The sequence below is a fragment of the Bartonella sp. AA1HLJMS genome, from assembly GCF_042197445.1.
Taxonomy (GTDB): Bacteria; Pseudomonadota; Alphaproteobacteria; order Rhizobiales; family Rhizobiaceae; genus Bartonella.
The window spans coordinates 23780-44479 of the sequence record NZ_JBHIRW010000011.1 but is presented as its reverse complement, the minus strand read 5'-3'; the positions used below and the strand labels follow the sequence as shown (position 1 = coordinate 44479).

General features: G+C 37.3%; 19 protein-coding genes. 18 read left to right on the top strand and 1 reads right to left on the bottom strand.

All coding sequences use genetic code 11. The annotated features are described in order from the left end of the window. The first annotated feature begins 137 nt into the window (after nucleotides 1–137). The 3 genes from yajC to ACFIQE_RS04760 all read left to right on the top strand — a co-directional run bounded on the left by yajC (nucleotide 138) and on the right by ACFIQE_RS04760 (nucleotide 3177). On the top strand, nucleotides 138–590 hold the full coding sequence (yajC, locus tag ACFIQE_RS04770; protein ID WP_375707331.1) for a preprotein translocase subunit YajC: 453 nt from the start codon (nucleotides 138–140) through the stop codon (nucleotides 588–590). 462 nt (nucleotides 591–1052) lie between these two features. Next, entirely contained in the window at nucleotides 1053–1439 is a 387-nt protein-coding gene (locus ACFIQE_RS04765) for an Mth938-like domain-containing protein (protein WP_375611259.1), read from the top strand. 877 nt (nucleotides 1440–2316) lie between these two features. Beyond that, entirely contained in the window at nucleotides 2317–3177 is an 861-nt protein-coding gene (locus ACFIQE_RS04760) for a phytoene/squalene synthase family protein (protein ID WP_375611260.1), read from the top strand. 912 nt (nucleotides 3178–4089) lie between these two features. Here ACFIQE_RS04760 and ACFIQE_RS04755 read toward each other — a convergent pair. Beyond that, nucleotides 4090–5979 (bottom strand): peptidyl-prolyl cis-trans isomerase, encoded by a 1890-nt coding sequence (locus ACFIQE_RS04755; RefSeq protein ID WP_375707330.1) that lies wholly within the window; start codon nucleotides 5977–5979, stop codon nucleotides 4090–4092. Between the two features lie 154 nt (nucleotides 5980–6133). Here ACFIQE_RS04755 and tpiA point away from each other — a divergent pair, with 154 nt between their 5' ends. The 15 genes from tpiA to ACFIQE_RS04680 all read left to right on the top strand — a co-directional run bounded on the left by tpiA (nucleotide 6134) and on the right by ACFIQE_RS04680 (nucleotide 20297). Beyond that, nucleotides 6134–6898 (top strand): triose-phosphate isomerase, encoded by a 765-nt coding sequence (gene tpiA, locus ACFIQE_RS04750; RefSeq protein WP_375612907.1) that lies wholly within the window; start codon nucleotides 6134–6136, stop codon nucleotides 6896–6898. An 82-nt stretch (nucleotides 6899–6980) separates the two neighbouring features. After that, nucleotides 6981–7433: a preprotein translocase subunit SecG gene (gene secG / locus ACFIQE_RS04745; RefSeq protein WP_375707329.1), complete on the top strand. Its 453-nt coding sequence runs from the start codon at nucleotides 6981–6983 to the stop codon at nucleotides 7431–7433. Nucleotides 7434–7561: 128 nt separating this feature from the next. Continuing rightward, nucleotides 7562–9190 carry a CTP synthase gene (locus ACFIQE_RS04740; protein WP_375611264.1) on the top strand — a complete coding sequence of 543 codons (1629 nt, stop codon included), beginning with the start codon at nucleotides 7562–7564 and terminating at the stop codon, nucleotides 9188–9190. Between the two features lie 36 nt (nucleotides 9191–9226). Then, the gene (kdsA, locus tag ACFIQE_RS04735; RefSeq protein WP_273791141.1) at nucleotides 9227–10063 is read left to right on the top strand and encodes a 3-deoxy-8-phosphooctulonate synthase; all 837 of its coding nucleotides are present in this window, start codon (nucleotides 9227–9229) and stop codon (nucleotides 10061–10063) included. 71 nt (nucleotides 10064–10134) lie between these two features. Next, the gene (eno, locus tag ACFIQE_RS04730) at nucleotides 10135–11406 is read left to right on the top strand and encodes a phosphopyruvate hydratase (RefSeq protein ID WP_375630195.1); all 1272 of its coding nucleotides are present in this window, start codon (nucleotides 10135–10137) and stop codon (nucleotides 11404–11406) included. Nucleotides 11407–11518: 112 nt separating this feature from the next. After that, entirely contained in the window at nucleotides 11519–11926 is a 408-nt protein-coding gene (locus ACFIQE_RS04725; protein ID WP_375707328.1) for an NINE protein, read from the top strand. 382 nt (nucleotides 11927–12308) lie between these two features. Further along, on the top strand, nucleotides 12309–12572 hold the full coding sequence (locus ACFIQE_RS04720; RefSeq protein ID WP_375707327.1) for a hypothetical protein: 264 nt from the start codon (nucleotides 12309–12311) through the stop codon (nucleotides 12570–12572). Next, complete coding sequence (locus ACFIQE_RS04715; RefSeq protein ID WP_375707326.1) at nucleotides 12562–12708, top strand: hypothetical protein; 147 nt, start codon at nucleotides 12562–12564, stop codon at nucleotides 12706–12708. The genes ACFIQE_RS04720 and ACFIQE_RS04715 overlap by 11 nt, the downstream gene beginning before the upstream one ends. A gap of 182 nt (nucleotides 12709–12890) precedes the next feature. Continuing rightward, nucleotides 12891–13202: a septum formation initiator family protein gene (locus tag ACFIQE_RS04710; RefSeq protein ID WP_012754998.1), complete on the top strand. Its 312-nt coding sequence runs from the start codon at nucleotides 12891–12893 to the stop codon at nucleotides 13200–13202. Between the two features lie 137 nt (nucleotides 13203–13339). Beyond that, nucleotides 13340–14380 carry a pyruvate dehydrogenase (acetyl-transferring) E1 component subunit alpha gene (pdhA, locus tag ACFIQE_RS04705; RefSeq protein WP_375707325.1) on the top strand — a complete coding sequence of 347 codons (1041 nt, stop codon included), beginning with the start codon at nucleotides 13340–13342 and terminating at the stop codon, nucleotides 14378–14380. Between the two features lie 16 nt (nucleotides 14381–14396). Next, nucleotides 14397–15764, top strand: a complete 1368-nt coding sequence (locus tag ACFIQE_RS04700; protein ID WP_375620767.1) for a pyruvate dehydrogenase complex E1 component subunit beta — start codon at nucleotides 14397–14399, stop codon at nucleotides 15762–15764. 14 nt (nucleotides 15765–15778) lie between these two features. Continuing rightward, nucleotides 15779–17122, top strand: a complete 1344-nt coding sequence (locus tag ACFIQE_RS04695) for a pyruvate dehydrogenase complex dihydrolipoamide acetyltransferase (RefSeq protein ID WP_375707324.1) — start codon at nucleotides 15779–15781, stop codon at nucleotides 17120–17122. A 220-nt stretch (nucleotides 17123–17342) separates the two neighbouring features. Beyond that, nucleotides 17343–18803 (top strand): dihydrolipoyl dehydrogenase, encoded by a 1461-nt coding sequence (gene lpdA, locus ACFIQE_RS04690; protein ID WP_375707323.1) that lies wholly within the window; start codon nucleotides 17343–17345, stop codon nucleotides 18801–18803. Nucleotides 18804–18870: 67 nt separating this feature from the next. Further along, a complete protein-coding gene (gene lipA, locus ACFIQE_RS04685; protein WP_375611273.1) occupies nucleotides 18871–19833 on the top strand; it encodes a lipoyl synthase in 963 nt (320 codons plus the stop codon). A 2-nt stretch (nucleotides 19834–19835) separates the two neighbouring features. Further along, nucleotides 19836–20297 carry a type II toxin-antitoxin system RatA family toxin gene (locus ACFIQE_RS04680; protein ID WP_375707322.1) on the top strand — a complete coding sequence of 154 codons (462 nt, stop codon included), beginning with the start codon at nucleotides 19836–19838 and terminating at the stop codon, nucleotides 20295–20297. The last annotated feature ends 403 nt before the right edge of the window (nucleotides 20298–20700 follow it).

The window sequence follows — 20700 nt, the reverse complement described above, 5'->3', positions numbered from 1 at the left end:
TATTGTATTTTTGTAAAGCTGTGATTAGATTATGTAGTTATTGCTTTTTATGATAAATTCTTTAGGAATTTTTTCTGTATCGGAATTTCATTTTAATAGAGTGGGAAATACCTGAGGTTTAACTATAGGAGATAAAAATGTTTATGACGAACGCTTATGCTCAAGTTGCAGGCGATGTTTCCGGTGGAATTTCATTTGCTAGCGCTGTCCCATTCATTTTAATTTTTGCAATTATGTATTTTTTTATCATTCGTCCACAGCGTGCCCAAATGAAAAAACGCCAAGAAATGCTTAATGCAGTACGTCGTGGTGATACAGTTATAACGGGTGGTGGTATTATCGGCAAGGTTACGAAGGTTCACGACGAGAGCGGTGAATTAGAGGTTGAAATTGGTGATAGTATGAATATTCGTGTTATTCGCTCAACATTAGCTGATGTGCGCGTTAAAGGTGAGCCGGTTGCAGAAAAAAAATCAAAACTTAATGCTAAAGCAAAAAGACCACAAAAGTCTAAATCTAAAACGACAACGAAAGAAGATATGAGTATCTCTGAAGAGAAAAAAGCTGTATCAAAGGAAAATGCATCTTAAGGTGTAATGGCAGTTTATTACATTTTTTAAGCATTTTTATAAAAAGCTTGGCAAGATCAAGACAATTTCATTGAAAAAGAGGCTTTTATAGTGGCTACAGAAAATGGAGTTTTTGTTTTCTTTAGATTATTAAAATAGTTGTTTTATTTATAGAATGTTACGCAATTTTTTTCTGTTTTTTAAACAAGATCATTGTGTTTATAAAAAGCAATTTGTGAGTAAATAAGCTGAGGAAACTTTTTAAAAGATAGATTTATTTAAGCAGGTATAGCATTTTACCGCAGTTTATTTGCAAATTTTCATATATTTCTTGTATGAGAAGATTAGGGCATTATATAAAAATTTTCACTTCAATACTAGGCTATGTTTAACATATCAATGTTTATATTAGCCTTACTTTAATTTTTATGATGAGAAGAAGCAAAGACAATTGGATTATTCAAAAATAAAAGGTGCATATTTATGTTCGATGCAATTCAAATTCGTGAAGCACATTTTCCAAGTCGCGCACCTATTGATGCTTATGGAAATGGTGGGTTTCGTTTTGCTGATATGTCTCATAGAGGTTCTATTATTTGTGTACCATCAGGTATTTATGGCATTGAGATGGCAGGGCCTGTTCCCACTCAAAGGGATATATCTCGTATTTTAGAAGAAGCTTCTGAAATCGAAGTTTTATTAATAGGTACTGGAATTGAATTATTACGATTACCTGAAGAGTTACGGGTGCTTTTATGGGAAAAACGTATTTCATCAGATACAATGAGTACGGGAGCGGCGGTGCGTACATTTAATGTTTTATTGGCTGAAGATCGCGCTGTTGCGGCGTTATTATTTGCGGTAGAATAGAGTATTGTTTAATAAAACAAAGGCTCTGGTCTAGCATGAAAGACTTGTGTGATTATTTTCTGCGCTGTAAAATACTGTCGTTTAAGGCGGTGATATAAGGGTATAGAATATACATAACTTAACACATTAAGTGTTTTTTAAATACAGCAGCAAGTATTCAGGACAAAGTTTGCTCATAGTTCCTAATGAATCACATGAGTGATCAGCTCTTGGGACTTAAGATAGTTCATAAGAGGCATTTTAATTCTTTCTTATACAGTTTTTACCTACAAGCCAGTTCCGCTTATGACGTGCAAGGGAATAGTTTTTATTGATGTAACATGGAATTGGTTTGAAATGAAAGCATATCTACGATATTTGGGATTCTAATTTAATATACAAAACACAAAATTATCATTATAAATCAATGCGTTTATAGTAACAGAAACGCACCGAGAGCAATTGGATTTTTTACAAATTGGTGTTGGTAAGAACCTTTGTCTTTTAGGATGGGGAGGAGGTCAATGATTGATGAAGTTTTTGTGATCAGTGCATTTTTTATAAAATAACATTGTCATCTATCCACTGAAAAAGTGTTTTGCGTTGCTTGTTGTTCAAGTTTTACTATGCATGTTACGATTGGTTTTTAGCTTTTTTATTGCAAATGAAAACTTGAAGTCCGATAAGATAAGTTTTATCAGAAAAATTATTTATTTAATTTTTTTCTTTCTAAAACGAAAAGGGATTAGAAAAGAAATTTTAATTCATAATACAGTTAAGAGACACATTTAAAAATCTTATTTTCTGAACTGTATTTGCTTATCCTTCATTTTTTAATATGAATAAAAAGAGGGTATTAATTTAATTGCTAAAAAAGGGACGTTAATAGGTTCATAGAATGATAGGCTCTCTTCCTTATTGTCTTGATATTTTACGTACCATAGATCGTGATCGCTATATATCGGTTTTATTTGCACCTAAAAAAAAGCGCCAAGCATTGGCTGCTCTTTATGTATTTAATGCTGAAGTTTCTCGTATCCGCGAAAGTGTACATGACCCACTCATAGGAGAAATACGGTTACGTTGGTGGTATGATGCTATTGCTCATGGTGAAATGCAAACGAGTGGAAACAATCCGATTTTGAATGATTTATTAAAAGCAATCACTCTTTTTAATTTACCTAAGACAGCTTTTTTACGTTATTGTGATGCGCAAATTTTAGATCTTTATCACAATCCAATAGAAACACTTCATGATCTAGAGCATTATTGTGGTGAGACAGCAGGCATAATTTTACAGCTTTCTTGTCAGATATTAGATCCTGAAACTGCACAAGAGTTTACAGATATCTATGAACATGGAGGGATTTCTCAAGGATTAAGCGGTGTATTGCGTCTTTTATCATTCATGCAATCACGATATCAATATTATTTACCCACTGATATATTAAAGGCTGTAGGAGTGAATAGGGAAGATTTGGAATCTCATCGTCTCAGCGATCAACAAAAGGGTTGTATTGTTGAAGCTATGGTAGCATTATCGCGCGATCATTATACCCAATTTTACGAGTATTCTTGTACTTTACCTAGAGTTCTTAAGCCAGCTTTTCTTCCATTGGTCATTGTACCAGCTTCTCTTCAAAAAGCTATACAGCTGGGGGCAGCAATTTTTCAAGAGAGTGCAACTTTGCCATTGATGTATCGCTATTGGTTGATAACAAGGGCAGCAATAAGCGGCAATTTTCCAAAGATATTGTAAAAAAATATTACTACGTTGGAATGCGTAACATGTAGACTGATTTTTTCATATGAAGATAAAAGGAGCTATTGTGATTCCAAACCATTTTTTTGTTATAAAAAATGTTGATGTTTTGGTTGTTATGAACGCAAAAGAATAAGAAATTTTATGATCTTGAAAATACGCTGTATTTCTTCATCAGTAATATGTTTTATTCAGTGTATTGGATGGGTGAGATGCAGAGAAAGAAAAACATGAGATAAATCTTAATACATTGGTTTGTTTGAAGAAGAACTTTTAAGTACTCTGAATGTATTGATTGTATCTCATTTGCAAATGAAATGAAATTTCTATTTTATGAGAGAAGTTATCTTAGCAGTCTATAAGTCTATAAAAAACTCTTATTTTTGAGAAATTATAACATCATAATTGATGATTGTTATGATTGATGAATATATTGATTTATAATGGTAATACGTTTTTTCTCATATTGAATGAGAGTCTTGAATAGAAAAAGATTTCTCCATTTTTATAATGAATTTTAAAAATAGTTTTTTTATCTATTATAAGTTGGATGTGTAAATGAAATCATTTAAGGAAGAAGCAATACGCTCCCTATGAATGAATATTAAGAGTAGCAATATAATGAGCTATGAATGAATGACGATAGGGATGATATTTATAGCTTAATGGGCGGCAACCTTTACGACCTTTGGATGGATAATGTTTTTTAATGCATTGCAAAAACGATTCTACATTCCATTGACTATTTTCTCGCAAATCCATACATGCACTGTTTTGCGAGAAAATGAATCATTATACAAACGCTGATCCTAAGATATGCAGACAAGAAATCCGTCTTACCTCTTCAACTATAGACGAAGAGCTGATGAAAACTTTATCAATAAGTTCTTAAAATTATGCACAATCTTTTTATTGGAGAGCGTTAAAGATCTGATTATAATTTGTGCTATTAATTTCCAAAGGATGTTCTTTATTGGCAACTTGTAGCATTTCTAGCTTGAGATCTTCTCTTATCATCATATCTATATTGGCGCGGACCTCAGTTGAAAGAGTATGAGACGTGATATCTTTAGGCATGGTTACAGTCTTTATTTGATAAATGATACGGTTTGTTGCAACCGGACCTTTTATGATGCCATAATGACCTTTGGGAGCAGCAAATAATGCTTTAATCCCTTCAACGCCAAGGATTTCAGATGAGTCTTGACGCCGGAGGGCGGGTGTTGTTTGTTTTGTAACACCAAGGGTATGAGCAAGAGCAACAAGACTTTTTCCTTCCGTGAGCTGTTTGAGAGCATTTTGGGCTTTTTCATCAAGAAGACGTTGGATTTCCTCATTTTTCCATTGAGAAAGAACATCTAGCTTAGCCTCTTCAAGTGTCTTATCGCGGGAAGGAATAATTTTATCGACCTTGTACCAGAGATATCCACCATTTTGAAAAGAGAGAGGATCAAGATCGACTCCTTCGTTTGATTGATAGATGGCATTCAGTAAAATATCTTTTTGAGGTAAATCCGTGAGTATTGCACCTTCAAGCGTTTTTCCCGTTTTATCAATAGTAATTGTGCGCAAAGATAACTTGTATTGGTCAGCTAACTCTTTGAGAGAAGCACCCTCAAAACGAGCATTTTCAATGGCTACATAATTGTTACGGATATCATCAGTAGCACGATTTTTGGCAAGTATTTGGCGAATATTTTCTTCTACACTTTCAAAAGGAAGAGAGCTTGAAGGTTCAATATGCGTAACGCGAATGAGAACAGGTCCCTGTAAGTCATTTATCACAGGACTGACTTGGCCTTGTTGAAGTTCAAAAATTTCAGATGTCAGATGATTAGGAAGTTCATTTTCTGCGAGAGGACCTTTTTTTATGTCATTAAGAGTCTTTTTTTCAGCTTTTACCAGTTCATCAAAACTCAATCCATCAGCTATTTTTTTTGCTGCATTATCGGCTTCTTCGCGTGAGGGGAATCGCAGTTCTTCGAATGTACGCTTTTCAGGCGTTACAAAACGTGAAGCATTTTGTGTATAATAGGCTTTCGCCTCATCTGTTGAGATATCTTTAGGTTTTACAAAATCATTAAGTTCCATAGATAGCAAAGAGACAGTACGGTATTCTGGAGCACGAAATTGACTTTGATGTGTTTCAAACCATTTTTGTAATGTTTCGTAATCAGGATCAGCAATTGTTTCCTTTTCTTTTAGATCAATAACGAGATAATCAGCAATACGCATTTCTCCTTGATAAAGAGCAAGTGCTTTATAAAAGAGATTTGGTGCCTTCATATCAGAAAGTAAAGCAGCAATAAGCTGATTACGCTTTTCTTGTTTGGTGTAATAATTAAGAAAAGCACTTTCACTAATGTGTAAATGCTGAAGATAGTTATAAAACAAGTTTTTATCAAAAGTGCCATTTACTTGGAACATTTTATCAGAACCAATCGTATGAGCTATTGTATCTTTTGAAAGACTTATTTTCATTTTACGTGCTTGTTCATCAAGCAGTACATTTTGTTGTAATTGATTAAATACAAAAGCAGGAATTTGGTATTGCTGCATTTCATTTGTTGTAAACATTCGTCCAAGATGAGCAGCATATGCTAAACGTGCGCTTTGATCGGCGAGTGCAAGACGATAATCATCGACAGTTACTGTGGACTTTCCAGAAGTAATAAGATCTCTTTCACTTTTTTTGTGTAACTGCGGTACCCCCCATAAAAGAATGAAGCATAAGAGTAAAATAGCAAGGAAAATTCTAAAAATCCAAGAATTTGTAGCATTTCTTATGATGTCAAGCATTGTTCAAGTCCATTTTTAATGTGAGTTATTATCAAAGCTGTAATGGAATTTGCAATAAAGAGATGAAAGATGCAAGCTTTAAAGACTTGCTTTCATTTTATAATTTGGTAACTACAGATAAACAATGTATTGTAAAAGCTCTTGAGGTGAAAATATGTCTCAAAATATTCGGCCTTTTCTTGCTGGAAATTGGAAAATGAATGGAACGAGTGAATCGCTTGGAGAGTTGCGTGCTATTGCTACAGGCGTTAGCTCTGATCTAGGTCATCTTTTTGAGGCGCTTATTTGTGTTCCAGCAACGCTTTTATCGCGTGCTTCTAATACGCTGAATGGTGAAAATCTCCTTTTGGGAGGACAAAATTGTCACTTTGATGATCATGGTCCTTATACTGGAGATATTTCAGCTTTTATGCTTAAAGAAGCGGGAGCAAGTCATGTTATTATTGGGCATTCAGAACGTCGTACAGTGTACCAGGAAAATGATGCGATTGTCTGTGCCAAAGTGCAAGCTGCGTGGCGAGCAGGTCTTGTGGCTCTTGTATGTATTGGTGAAACATTGGAGGAGCGTAATAATAATAAAGTACTGGATATTCTCACGCAGCAGCTTGAAGAATCTCTCCCAGATGATGCAACAGCAGAGAATACCATTATCGCTTATGAACCAGTTTGGGCGATAGGCACCGGCAACACAGCGACTCCAGAAGATATTGCAAAAGTACATCATTTCATTCGTGATAGGGTGCGCTCTCGTTTTGGTGATGAAGGCAATAAGATACGTTTGCTTTATGGTGGATCCGTAAAGCCATCCAATGCATTTGAGCTTTTAAGCATTGCTCATGTTAATGGTGCTTTGATAGGTGGAGCAAGCTTAAAAGCGATTGATTTTTTAACTATTTGCGATGTTTGTCGTAAACTATAGCAGAGAAATTTGAGTTTCCCCTTGGATTGTGCGTTATTTATGTGTAAATAGCTATTAAAGAGTTATTTAAAGAGCAGGGTTTATGCAAACAGTACTTATAGTTATTCATTTTTTGATTGTGATTACTTTGGTTGGTATTATATTAATTCAACCTTCAGAAGGTGGTGGGTTAGGTGTGAGTAATAGCTCAGGGTTGATGAAAACTCGTGGATCTCGAAACCCTTTAACACGTTTGACTGCTATTTTAGCCTGTTGTTTTTTTGTTGTATCTATTGGACTTACCGTGGTGAGTAATATATCAAATTCTAGTTCTGATATTTTAAAGCGTATACCAGTTAATTCAGAGCAGAATTCTACCAATAAAGACTCAGGATCAGTCCCATCATCAGATGGTGAGACTCCCCCTTCTATTCTTGAACAGCTAGGAGGCACTTCGAATTCTTCGCAGGAACAGAAACAGTTCACAAATCCTGAAGTAGAAAGTCCAGTTCCTCAGGTTCTTGAAAATACAGTTCCCGATAACAGTACAAAATAGTTTTTTAAGAAAACATAGACTTTTTAAAAAAGGTGATTTTTTCGCCTTTTTTATTTTAGAAGGAAAATTGTTTCTTTTTGCATTTTTTGCTGGAAAAATCATTATAAATTGCTTATCACCATAAGCCCATGGCACGTTATGTTTTTATTACTGGTGGTGTGGTTTCTTCCCTTGGAAAAGGCATCGCAGCGGCGGCGTTAGCAGCGTTATTACAGGCTCGTGGCTATCGCGTACGTCTTCGCAAACTTGATCCTTATTTAAATGTTGATCCAGGTACGATGTCACCTTATCAACATGGTGAAGTATTTGTAACCGATGATGGTGCAGAAACGGATCTTGATCTTGGTCATTATGAGCGTTTTACTGGGCGTTCTGCAAATAGCCAAGATAATATTACAACAGGGCGTATTTATCGCAATATCATTGAACGAGAGCGGCGTGGTGATTATTTGGGGGCAACAGTCCAGGTTATTCCTCATGTTACGGATGAAATTAAGAGATTCATTACGATGGGAAATGAAGAATTTGATTTTGTTTTGTGTGAGATAGGTGGAACGGTTGGTGATATTGAAGCAATGCCTTTTCTAGAAGCGATTCGTCAGCTTCGCAATGAGCTACCGAGACAAAATGTCGTTTATGTCCATCTCACATTAATGCCTTATATTCCTTCAGCAGGTGAATTAAAAACGAAACCAACACAACATTCTGTCAAAGAATTGCAAGCAGTTGGTATTTCTCCTGATATTTTGCTTGTACGTGCAGATCGATCTATTCCAGAAACAGAACGGTGCAAATTATCACTTTTTTGCAATGTTCGCTCCAATGCAGTCATTCAGGCATTAGATATGCCAACAATTTATGATGTTCCTATGGCATACCATAAGGAGGGTTTGGACTCTGAAGTTCTTTGCGCTTTTGGAATCGATTCGGCACCTTCCCCCAAGATGGATCGTTGGGAAGATATTACGCATCGTATTCACCATCCTGAAGGAGAAGTTACGATTGCTGTTGTGGGAAAATATACGGGCTTAAAGGATGCTTATAAATCTCTTATTGAAGCGATTGCGCATGGTGGTTTAGCGAATAGAGTGAAGGTTAATATTGAGTGGATTGATTCGGAGCTTTTTGAAAAAGAAGATTCTGTTTCAGCTTTACAAAAAGCCCATGGAATTTTGGTTCCAGGTGCTTTTGGGGCACGAGGGGCAGAAGGGAAGATTCGAGCAATTCAATTTGCGCGAGAGCGTAAAGTTCCATTTTTAGGGATTTGTTTTGGGATGCAATTAGCTTGTATAGAAGCTGCGCGCAATATTGCACAGATTGAGAATGCTTCATCGAGTGAGTTTTGCGAAACAGACAATCCAATTGTAGGTTTAATGACAGAATGGCTTAAAGGAGACGTCCTTGAAAAACGTACAAGAAATGGTGATCTCGGCGGTTCGATGCGCCTTGGTGCTTTTGCTGCTGAATTAAAAGAAGAGAGTCATATTGCTCAAATTTATGGGGTGACCAAGATTGTCGAGCGACATCGTCATCGTTATGAGGTCAATATTGATTATAAGGATAAGTTAGAACAGTGTGGTTTGATTTTTTCTGGGATGTCTCCTGATGGTATTTTACCAGAAACGATAGAATATGTAGATCATCCATGGTTTATTGGTGTTCAATATCATCCAGAATTAAAATCCCGTCCTTTTGATCCACATCCGCTTTTTTCTTCTTTTATTGAAGCTGCTGTAGAACAAAGTCGATTAGTTTAATGCATAAATTGGGTTACTTTGCTTTTGAGGGATAAAATGACTAAACCAAATGCCCGTGTGAAAGTTGGAAATATGATTTTTTCAAATGAAATGCCTCTTTCATTAATTGCAGGGCCGTGTCAGATGGAAAGTCGTGATCATGCTTTTGAAATGGCTGGTCGTATTAAAACAATTACCGATCAGCTTGGTATCGGGTTTGTTTATAAATCAAGTTACGATAAAGCCAACAGAACCTCTTTGGGGGCGGCACGTGGTATTGGTCTTGAAAAAGCAATGTCCATTTTTTCTGATTTAAAAAAAGAGTTTAATTGTCCCATATTAACTGATGTGCATACAGAAGAGCAATGTACAATTGTTTCTTCTACAGTTGATATTTTACAAATACCGGCTTTTTTATGTCGTCAAACAGATCTTTTGGTAGCAGCCGCCAAAACAGAATGTGTTATTAACATTAAAAAAGGTCAGTTTTTAGCGCCGTGGGACATGGAGAATGTTTTAAAAAAGGTTGTTTACAGTGGTAATCCGAATGTTATGCTTTGTGAGCGAGGCACGTCATTTGGTTACAACCGACTTATTTCTGATATGCGTTCGTTGCCTATTTTACGTTCATTTGGTGCTCCTGTTATTTTTGATGCAACGCATTCTGTTCAAGAACCTGGGGGGCAGGGGGCTTCATCTGGTGGGCAGCGTCAATTTGTTGAAATTTTAGCGCGTGCAGCTGTCTCTGTTGGGGTAGCTGGTATTTTTTTAGAAACACATCAAGATCCAGATAATGCACCTTCTGATGGACCTAATATGGTTAAAGTTGATGATTTACAAAGATTGCTTGAGACTTTAATGGAATTTGATTATCTGTCAAAAAAGTTGAGCTGAGAAGAGAAAAAATATTTCATTAATAGGGCATTATAAATGAATCGAGACTTTTATTGGATAAGGAAACACATATGACTATAATTGTCGATATCATTGGGCGTGAAGTTCTTGATAGCCGTGGTAATCCAACGGTAGAAGTTGATGTTCATTTGGAGAATGGAGCTTTTGGTCGCGCTCTGGTTCCTTCGGGAGCTTCAACAGGAGCACACGAGGCTATAGAGCTTCGTGATGGTGGTTTGCGCTATCAAGGGAAAGGTGTTGAAAAAGCGGTTGCTGCAGTTAATGGCGAAATTCTTGAAGAACTTGGTGGGCGGGATGCAACAAATCAAATTGCTATTGATCAAGCAATGATTGCTTTGGATGGAACGCCAAACAAAGCCCGTCTTGGTGCCAATGCGCTTCTTGGTGTTTCATTAGCTGTTGCAAAAGCAGCTGCGGATTCATTAAATTTACCTTTGTATCGTTATATTGGTGGTACACAAGCGCATATTCTTCCAACCCCCATGATGAATATTATTAATGGTGGTGTTCATGCTGATAATTTGATTGATTTTCAAGAGTTTATGATTATTCCTATAGGAGCTCCTACTGTAAAAGAAGCTATCCGTTATGGCGCTGAGATTTTCCATGCATTGAAAAAGCGTTTAAAAGATGCGGGTTATAATACCAATGTTGGTGATGAAGGTGGTTTTGCTCCTCAATTTAAAAGTGCTGATCAAGCAATTGATTTTATTATGGAATCTATCATGATATGTGGTTATAAACCAGGTGAACAAATTGCCATTGGTTTAGACTGTGCTTCAACCGAATTTTATAAAAATGGTTCGTATTTTTATAAAGGTGAGGGGAAATGCCGAGACATCCAAGAGCAGGTAGATTATTTAGCGCATCTTGTGAAAAATTATCCTATTATTACAATTGAAGATGGAATGGCAGAGGATGATTGGGAAGGTTGGAAGCTACTTACTGACACAATTGGAGAAAAATGTCAGCTTGTTGGCGATGATTTGTTTGTAACGAATTCAGCACGTTTGCGTGATGGTATCAAAATGGGGGTAGGCAATTCTATTCTCATAAAAGTTAATCAAATTGGTACATTGAGTGAAACACTCGATGCTGTAGAAGTAGCACATAAAGCAGGTTATCGTGCCATTATATCTCATCGTTCAGGCGAGACAGAGGATTCTTTCATTGCAGATCTTGCTGTTGCAACGAATTGTGGACAAATTAAAACAGGTTCTCTTGCACGTTCGGATAGATTAGCAAAATACAATCAACTTATTCGTATTGAAGAAATGCTAGGAGCCCAAGCGCATTATGCTGGTGATTTATATCGTGTATAGTTGTGAGCAAAAAATATGAAAGTATAAGATCATTTAGATTATGAAATTGAGATTTCTTATCAAAGGCATATGCATAGTAATTTTATGGGTATTTAAATTTATAGGGATTAAGATGAGAGGTGTGATTATTACTCAAGATCAAGGAATGTATCTCGTTTCGGGTGATGACGGTAAGCGTTATCAGTTTGCGACTTGGGATTGGTTGGGAAAGAAACCACCAAGGATTGGTGATGCGGTTGATTTTGTCTATGAAGGGGGTGTTGTCAGTTCTGTTTTTCCATTGTTGAGATCAGGTACAGAGAACACAAAGATAATGTTCGCACTGCTTTGTTGGGTTGCAGGTATCTTTGGTGTTCATCGCTTTATGGTTGGGAGAGTTCGGACGGGTACTTTAATGCTCGTTTTATCTTTATCATTGTTTGGATTGATAATTACCGGCATTTGGGCAATTGTTGATTTTATAGTCATTCTTGGTGGAAGATTTACGGATAAAGATGGGAATCAGATTACAGATTTGTGAAAATCTTATAATAAAAAAGGTAATTTAGCCCGCTTTTTATTTTTATAAATATATTAAGTTGATTAATGCCGAACTATGTCTCTATACCTTTTTAAGGAGAGATTAAAAGACTGTGCACAGTTGAATAAAAATATTGAAAAGGACAGTGCTATTTTATATGGGTAATACAAAGGCGCAAATCAATTACAGCGTACTTTAGGTTGCAGCTTATAGCAGCGGGAAACATTGGATTATTGGGGGGCTTCAAACTTATTTCAATTACACGTTTATCATAGTTTTTATGCGTTTTATTTATACCGTGAGGTTAATTCGCATATTATTGAATTTAGAAATAATCTCTTTATGAATAACACATAAGGAGCAGCTTTATAGGTGGGCAAGGATGAAAGGTAAGATTATTGGTCGTGATCGAGAGGCTTATCTCGTTTCGGGAGATGATGGCAAGCGTTACCAATTTTTGCGTGAGGATTGGTTAGGGAAAAAAGCGCCTAATATAGATGATGCGATTGATTTTGTATGTGAAGGAGATAGCATTAAGTCTGTTATCCCTATTTTTCATCGAAAAATATTAGAACAATCAAGATTGGCTTTGGCAATCTTAATTTTTTTTCGGGGCTTTTGGGATTCACCGCTTTATGGCAAATAAACTGGGAACGGCTCTTGCTATGTTTCTTATAACTATAATGTCTCTGGGATTAGGGGGGCTTATAACTGTACCTTGGGCATTGATTGATTTTATCTTTATTTTAACAGGAAATTTTGGGAAAAAATCTACAAATTAGAGGATATCCAATATTTATAATATAAAAAGTGAGGCATTCAACTTACTTTGATCGTATTAAGGGGGGGGATAAATTGAAATAACAAATTATTTTGGTGTAGATTTGGTAATGAGGTATTAATCAAAATCATGCATAGTTGGGCAAAATATCAAGAAATTTTGCTGTAAAGACTGTGCTATTTTATGTGGACAAAGCAGAAACGTCGATCAATCAAAGTACGCTTTGTACTACCTCTTATGACGGTGGGAGTCTTAAGCTATTTCAGTTATCACATTTATCATGGTGAGTATGGATTGTATTCACGCAGTGAAGTTAATCAGCATATTAGCGAATTAGAAAAGGAGCTTCATAAAATAGAAGCTGAGCGGATATTCATGGAAAAGCGTATTTCTCTTTTACGCAACGGGCATATAGAAAAAGATATGTTGGATGAGTATGTCCGAAAGAATTTGAACTTTTCTAAGCCAAATGAACTGACAATCTTAATACCTTGAAATTGATACTAAAGGTAAATGAAAAATCGCTTAATTTAAACAACAATCAGCAATGATATTGTTTAAGCCGGATTGATAAGGCTTGTAACTTTTGTTCGTAAAGGTTATTCCTAAATAATCATAAAAGGGAGTTTAATATGGCAGAACAACTTAAAAAAAATTCTGCGTCGGTGGCGCGCACTGCATTATCAAGCACCACAAAGAAAGCACCAATAGCAGATTTTACAAAAGAAGAAGAACTTGATGCTTATCGTGAAATGCTTTTAATTCGCCGTTTTGAAGAAAAAGCAGGACAACTTTATGGTATGGGGCTTATTGGGGGATTTTGTCACCTTTATATTGGTCAGGAAGCCGTTGTTATAGGAACATTGAAAGCGGCAAAAGAAGGTGATCAGGTTATTACGTCTTACCGTGATCATGGTCATATGTTAGCGGTTGGGATGAGTCCGCGTGGTGTTATGGCAGAATTAACGGGACGTCAAGGTGGCTTTTCCAAAGGGAAAGGTGGCTCGATGCATATGTTCTCTAAAGAAAAGAACTTTTATGGGGGACATGGTATTGTTGGTGCGCAGGTTCCCATTGGTTCAGGTTTGGCATTTTCGAATCAGTACCTTGGTAAAGATAATGTGACATTGGTTTATTTTGGTGATGGTGCTGCAAATCAGGGGCAGGTTTACGAGAGTTTTAATATGGCTTCACTTTGGAAGCTTCCCGTTGTTTATATTATTGAAAACAATCAGTATGCTATGGGAACGTCAGTTTCACGTGCATCTGCAGAAACTGATTTTTCACGACGTGGTCTTTCTTTTGAAATTCCAGGTATTGTTGTTGACGGTATGGATGTTCGATCAGTAAAAGGAGCTGCTGATGAAGCAATTTCTTGGGCACGCTCAGGTAAAGGACCGATCATTCTTGATATGCAGACCTATCGCTATCGTGGTCATTCCATGTCTGATCCAGCAAAATATCGTTCAAAGGAAGAAGTCCAAAAAATAAAAGAGGAGCACGATCCGATTGATCAAGTAAAAAGTCGGATTCTTAAAAAAAATTGGGCGAGCGAAGACGATTTAAAATCTATTGAGAAAGAGGTCCGTGCAATTGTTGCTGATGCGGTAGATTTTGCACAAAGTGATCAAGAGCCAGATGCTTCTGAGCTCTATACTGATATTTTAGTTTGATGCGAGGGAAGCAAGTATGTCTATTGATATTTTGATGCCGACGCTTTCACCAACTATGGAAGAAGGTAAACTGTCTAAATGGCTCAAGAAAGAAGGTGATAAGGTTAGCTCTGGCGATGTTATTGCTGAAATTGAAACGGATAAGGCTACAATGGAAGTAGAGGCCGTTGATGAAGGTACTCTTGGTAAAATTTTTGTGCCTGAAGGTTCAGAAGGCGTAAGGGTTAACACTGTTATTGCAATTTTGTTAGAAGAAGGTGAGCGTGCTGAGGATATTTCGCAACCTACTGATACAGCACAAAAAACTAAGGAATCTGCTCTTTCTCTGCCTTTGTCAGTTCCGCAGGCTGCTCCTACTTTTGATACATCTCTTAATTTTGATATTCCAGCGGGAACACAAATGGTTACAATGACAGTTCGTGAAGCGCTTAATCAGGCTTTGGCTGAAGAAATGCGGCGTGATGAAACAGTTTTTCTTATGGGGGAAGAAGTCGCGCAATATCAAGGTGCCTATAAGGTTAGTCAAGGTTTGTTGGAAGAATTCGGAGAACGCCGAGTTATTGATACCCCAATTACAGAACACGGCTTTGCTGGGCTGGCTGTCGGGGCTGCTTTTGGTGGGTTACGTCCTATTGTCGAGTTTATGACCTTTAATTTTGCGATGCAGGCGATGGACCAAATTATTAACTCAGCAGCCAAAACACGTTATATGTCTGGTGGACAAATGACCGCTCCTATGGTTTTCCGAGGTCCCAATGGCGCGGCTGCCCGTGTTGGTGCTCAACATTCTCAATGTTATGCTGCATGGTATAGTCATGTACCAGGTTTGAAAGTTGTCATGCCTTATAGTGCTGCAGATGCAAAAGGTTTGCTGAAATCTGCTATTCGTGATGATAATCCTGTTATTTTCCTTGAAAATGAGATTTTGTATGGGCATCAATTTGATGTTCCTCAACTGGATGATTTTCTTTTGCCTATTGGTAAGGCACGTATTCATAAGTCTGGACAAGATGTGACGATTGTTGCATGTGGAATTGGGATGCATTATGCTGTTCAAGCGTTACCAGAAATTGAAAAACTTGGTATTGATGTTGAATTGATTGATTTACGAACCATTCGCCCGATGGATCTTCCAACAATTCTTTCGTCAGTTAAAAAAACAGGTCGTTTGGTAACAATTGAAGAGGGATTTCCTCAGTCATCTGTGGGAACTGAAATAGCAACGCGTGTTATGCAGCAGGCTTTTGACTATCTTGATGCACCAATTGCTACGATTTCTGGTAAAGATGTTCCGATGCCTTATGCCGCTAATCTTGAGAAGTTGGCTTTGCCTAATACTGCTGAAATTATTGAGGCCGTTAAGGCTGTGACATACAGAGCATAACGGAGGAAAGCATAATGCCCATTAAAATTACAATGCCAGCGCTTTCCCCTACGATGGAAGAGGGAAATTTAACAAAATGGAATATTAAGGAGGGAGATAAGGTTTCCTCTGGTGATGTTATTGCTGAAATTGAGACGGATAAAGCGACAATGGAAGTCGAAGCCGTTGATGAAGGTAGGGTTGCTAAAATTGTTGTTCCTGCTGGAACACAAGGCGTTAAAGTAAATGCTTTAATTGTTGTTTTAGCAGAAGAAGGTGAAGATTTAGCTGAAGCTGCAAAAGTTGCAGAAGAAATCTCTTCTTCTACAAGACAAAAACCAGAGGGCATCAAACAGACAGATTCTCTGAAACAGACGGACTCAAAGGGAATAAAAATGTCTCACGAATCATCAACTGGGCAATTAATACAGCAAGATAAAAAGGAAGCTCGTCTTTTTGCCTCTCCCTTAGCGCGGCGATTAGCATCTCAGGCAGGTCTTGATTTATCCCTTATTTCTGGAAGTGGTCCGCATGGGCGTATTATTAAGCGCGATGTAGAAAAAGCTGTGAGCAGCGATATGTCTAAAGTGTCTTATTCATCATCGATAGGGGAGCTAATAGCTACAGGTGCTTCGGACAAACAGATATTGAAACTCTTCAAAGAGGATGAATATAGCTTCGCTCCCCATAATAATATGCGTAAAACAATCGCGACACGTTTGGTGGAATCAAAACAGAGAGTCCCACATTTCTATGTAACGGTAGATTGTGAACTTGATGCGCTATTAGCACTGCGTACACAACTAAATGCTGCTGCTCCAATGGTTAAGGGGCAGGAAGAAACTCAGCCTACTTATAAGCTTTCTGTTAATGATATGGTGATCAAAGCTGTCGCACTTTCTTTGAAAGCGGTTCCTGATGCGAATGTTTCTTGGCTTGAAGGCGGGATGCTTCATCATAAACATTGTGATGTTGGGGTTGCTGTTTCTATTCCCAATGGATTAATTACACCAATTATTCGCCATGCAGAGAAAAAGCCGTTATCACTTATTTCCAAAGAGATGAAGGATTTTGCAAAGCGTGCGCGCGAGGGCAAGTTAAAAATGGAAGAATATCAGGGTGGAACAACAGCTGTATCAAATATGGGGATGTATGGTATAAAAAGTTTTTCGGCTATTCTTAATCCACCGCATGCGACGATTTTTGCGATTGGTGCAGGGGAGCAACGCGCCGTTGTTAAAAATGGTGCATTAGTTATTGCGACAGTTATGTCAGTTACGCTTTCTGCGGATCATCGTGCTGTCGATGGTGCTTTAGCAGCAGAGCTCGCGCGGACTTTTAAGAAGATGATTGAAAATCCATTAGCAATGTTGGTTTGAACTGTTTAACAGTTCTTCACGTAAATTGTGAGAAAGCGTGTTAGGAGAATAGAAACAAATTTAAAGAGTTTAAAGAGCAATGTTATTGCTATTTCTGGTTTGGGTAAAGCATTTACGTGAAGCTTAAAGCAAAGACATAAGATAATTCTCTCATGTTGTTTTACAGTCTTAAGTTCAAAAAATGCATATCCGTTTTTTATATATCCATGGAGGAATTACTGTGGCAAATCTTTATGATGTAATTGTGATTGGATCAGGTCCAGGCGGATATGTAACCGCAATTCGTGCAGCACAATGTGGCTTTAAGACTGCGATTGTTGAACGTGAACATTTGGGAGGGATCTGTTTAAATTGGGGATGTATTCCAACAAAGGCCCTTCTACGTTCAGCGGAAATGAAACATTTTGCTGAACATGCGACAAATTATGGATTAAAAATTAATGGTTCAATTGAGGCAAACATCAAAGATGTTGTGGCACGTTCACGGGGTGTTTCAGCACGTTTAAATGCTGGTGTTGGTTTTTTAATGAAAAAAAACAAAATTGATATTATCTGGGGTGAAGCAAAGCTTACTAAAGAAGCAAAGGGAAGCCTTCCTGCGGAAATTATGGTTTCTTCATCCTCCAAACCGATTATGCAACCGCAAAATCCAGTCCCTAAAGGGACGTTAGGGGAGGGAACTTATCAAGCAAAGCATATCATTATTGCAACGGGCGCACGTCCTCGTGTCCTTCCTGGTATTGAGCCAGATGGAAAACTCATTTGGACTTATTTTGAAGCTATGATACCGCCAGCAATGCCAAAATCGCTTTTGGTTATAGGGTCTGGGGCTATTGGCATTGAATTTGCTTCTTTTTATCATGATATGGGGGCGACAGTAACTGTTGTTGAAATGATGCCCCATATCATGCCTGCTGAAGATATTGAAATTTCAACGTTTGCTCGTAAACAGTTAGAGAAAAAAGGTTTACGTATTCTTCGTCAAGCAAAAGTAACAAAGGTTGAAAAATCTTCCGATTCTGTAAGTGTACATATTGATGTTCAAGGTAAAATAGAGTCAATAACTGTTGACCGGTTGATTTCCGCTGTTGGGGTGCAAGGTAATATTGAGAATCTTGGTTTAGAAGCTTTGGGAATAAAAACCGATCGCGGCTGCATTGTAACTGATGAATGGAGTTGGACGGGGGTGGAAGGTATTTATGCTATTGGTGATGTAGCAGGCCCTCCTATGTTGGCCCATAAAGCAGAAGAAGAAGGTGTGATATGTATTGAGCATCTTGCAGGTTTGAAAAGAGCTCATCCACTTGATAAAAGAAAAATTCCAGGGTGTACATATTGTACACCACAGGTTGCCTCTGTAGGGCTTTCAGAAGCGGCAGCAAAAGAAGCAGGTTATGATATACGGATTGGTCGTTATTCTTTTGCTGCGAATGGTAAGGCGATTGCTTTGGGTGAAGATCAGGGGTTAGTAAAAACGATTTTTGATAAAAAAACAGGACAGCTTCTCGGGGCCCATATGGTAGGGGCTGAGGTAACAGAATTGATACAGGGTTTTGTTATTGCTATGAATCTTGAAACAACAGAAGAAGAATTAATGCATACTGTCTTTCCACATCCGACCTTATCGGAAATGATGAAAGAAAGTGTATTAGATGCTTATGGTCAAGTTTTAAACGCTTGATGACTGGATTGTATGAAAAGTTTTATATTTTTGATTGTTACTTCGTATTTATAAGGCAAAGGCTTAAATGGTTACGGTTGTTGATAGAGTTGCAAATAGACGATTGCGTCATCCTGAAAAGGCACATCGTCCTGATACAAGCGTTCAAAAAAAGCCAGATTGGATTCGTGTAAAAGCGCCAACATCACCAATTTATAAGGAAACACATGGTATTGTACGTACGCATAAGCTAGTGACTGTATGTGAAGAAGCTGGTTGTCCTAATATTGGCGAATGTTGGAGCCAGAGGCATGCTAGCTTTATGATTTTAGGTGAAATATGTACGCGTGCTTGTGCTTTTTGTAACGTTGCAACAGGTATTCCACTTGCCGTTGATGATAATGAGCCAGAACGTGTCGCTGATGCTGTTGCAAGGATGGAATTAAAACATGTTGTCATTACATCTGTTGATCGTGATGATCTTGCTGATGGTGGTGCTGAGCATTTTGCAAAAGTTATTTATGCGATTCGTCAAAAAACTCCTAAAACAACAATTGAAGTTCTTACACCTGATTTTCGTCATAAGGATGGCGCTTTAGAAGTTGTTGTTGCTGCTAAGCCTGATGTTTTTAATCATAACTTAGAAACAGTTCCTTCTAAATATTTGAAGGTCCGTCCAGGGGCACGTTATTTTCATTCAATTCGTTTGTTACAACGTGTTAAAGAACTTGATCCAACAATTTTTACAAAATCGGGAATTATGGTTGGCCTCGGGGAGGAGCGAAATGAAGTTTTGCAATTGATGGATGATTTGCGCGCTGCTGATGTTGACTTTATGACAATTGGACAATATTTGCAGCCTACACGAAAACATCATCCAGTTGTTCGTTTTGTGCCTCCTGAAGAATTTGAGTCTTTTGCCAAGATTGGTAAAGTAAAAGGATTTTTACATATGGCCTCCAATCCTCTAACGCGTTCATCTCATCATGCTGGAGATGATTTTGCCATTTTGCAAAAAGCGCGTGATGAAAAATTTTCCTTACAGAGATAATTATGCCGATTTTTACAATACATCGGCAGATCACCCATAGTGCCAGTGAAATGTTTGATCTGGTTTCAGATATTGAGCGTTATCCTGAATTTTTACCAATGTGTGAGTCTTTAATAATACGTTCTCGAAAAGAATATGGAAAAAAAATATTGCTTCTTGCGGATATGACCGTTGGCTATAAGATTATTCGTGAAACTTTTACGACTCAAGTATTTCTTCAGTCGGAAAAAAGTCTTATAGAAGTTAAATATATTGATGGTCCATTCAAATATCTTGAAAATCGTTGGGCCTTTCATGATATTGAAAATACCAATGCATGTAATGTAGAGTTTTTTATTGATTATGAGTTTAAAAGTAAAACGCTTGGATTAGTGATGGGCTCAATGTTTGATATTGCGTTTCGTAAATTTACCGAGGCTTTTGAGAAGCGTGCGCATCAGATTTATGGCTCTACGGTAACATAGTCTATTCTGTTATTTTTTAACAATACCTATTGCTTAAACAGCGTGAAGGTGAAAACCGGTTTCCATCTTTACTATTTGTTTTTAATTCAGCTTTCAAAAGTATATTGAAGGAATATCATTTTAAATGATGAAGATGATGCACAGCTTCATGCTTTTGTTTCTCTCTTTTTTAATGGATGCACACTCATTAAACAAAACGCCCAAATAGAACCTGCTTGCGTCATACCCATTTCATAATAGTGCTCATAATAAATAGTATAGATTCTCGTAAAAGTATATAAAATCTACATCTGTACACTTATGAAGAATTCCTCCTGTATCATTTATTTGCCATCTCTCAAGATGTTGTGCCAGCTCTTAGCACTTGAGAGAAGTACAAGTGTCTCTTTCTTTAATCATTTTA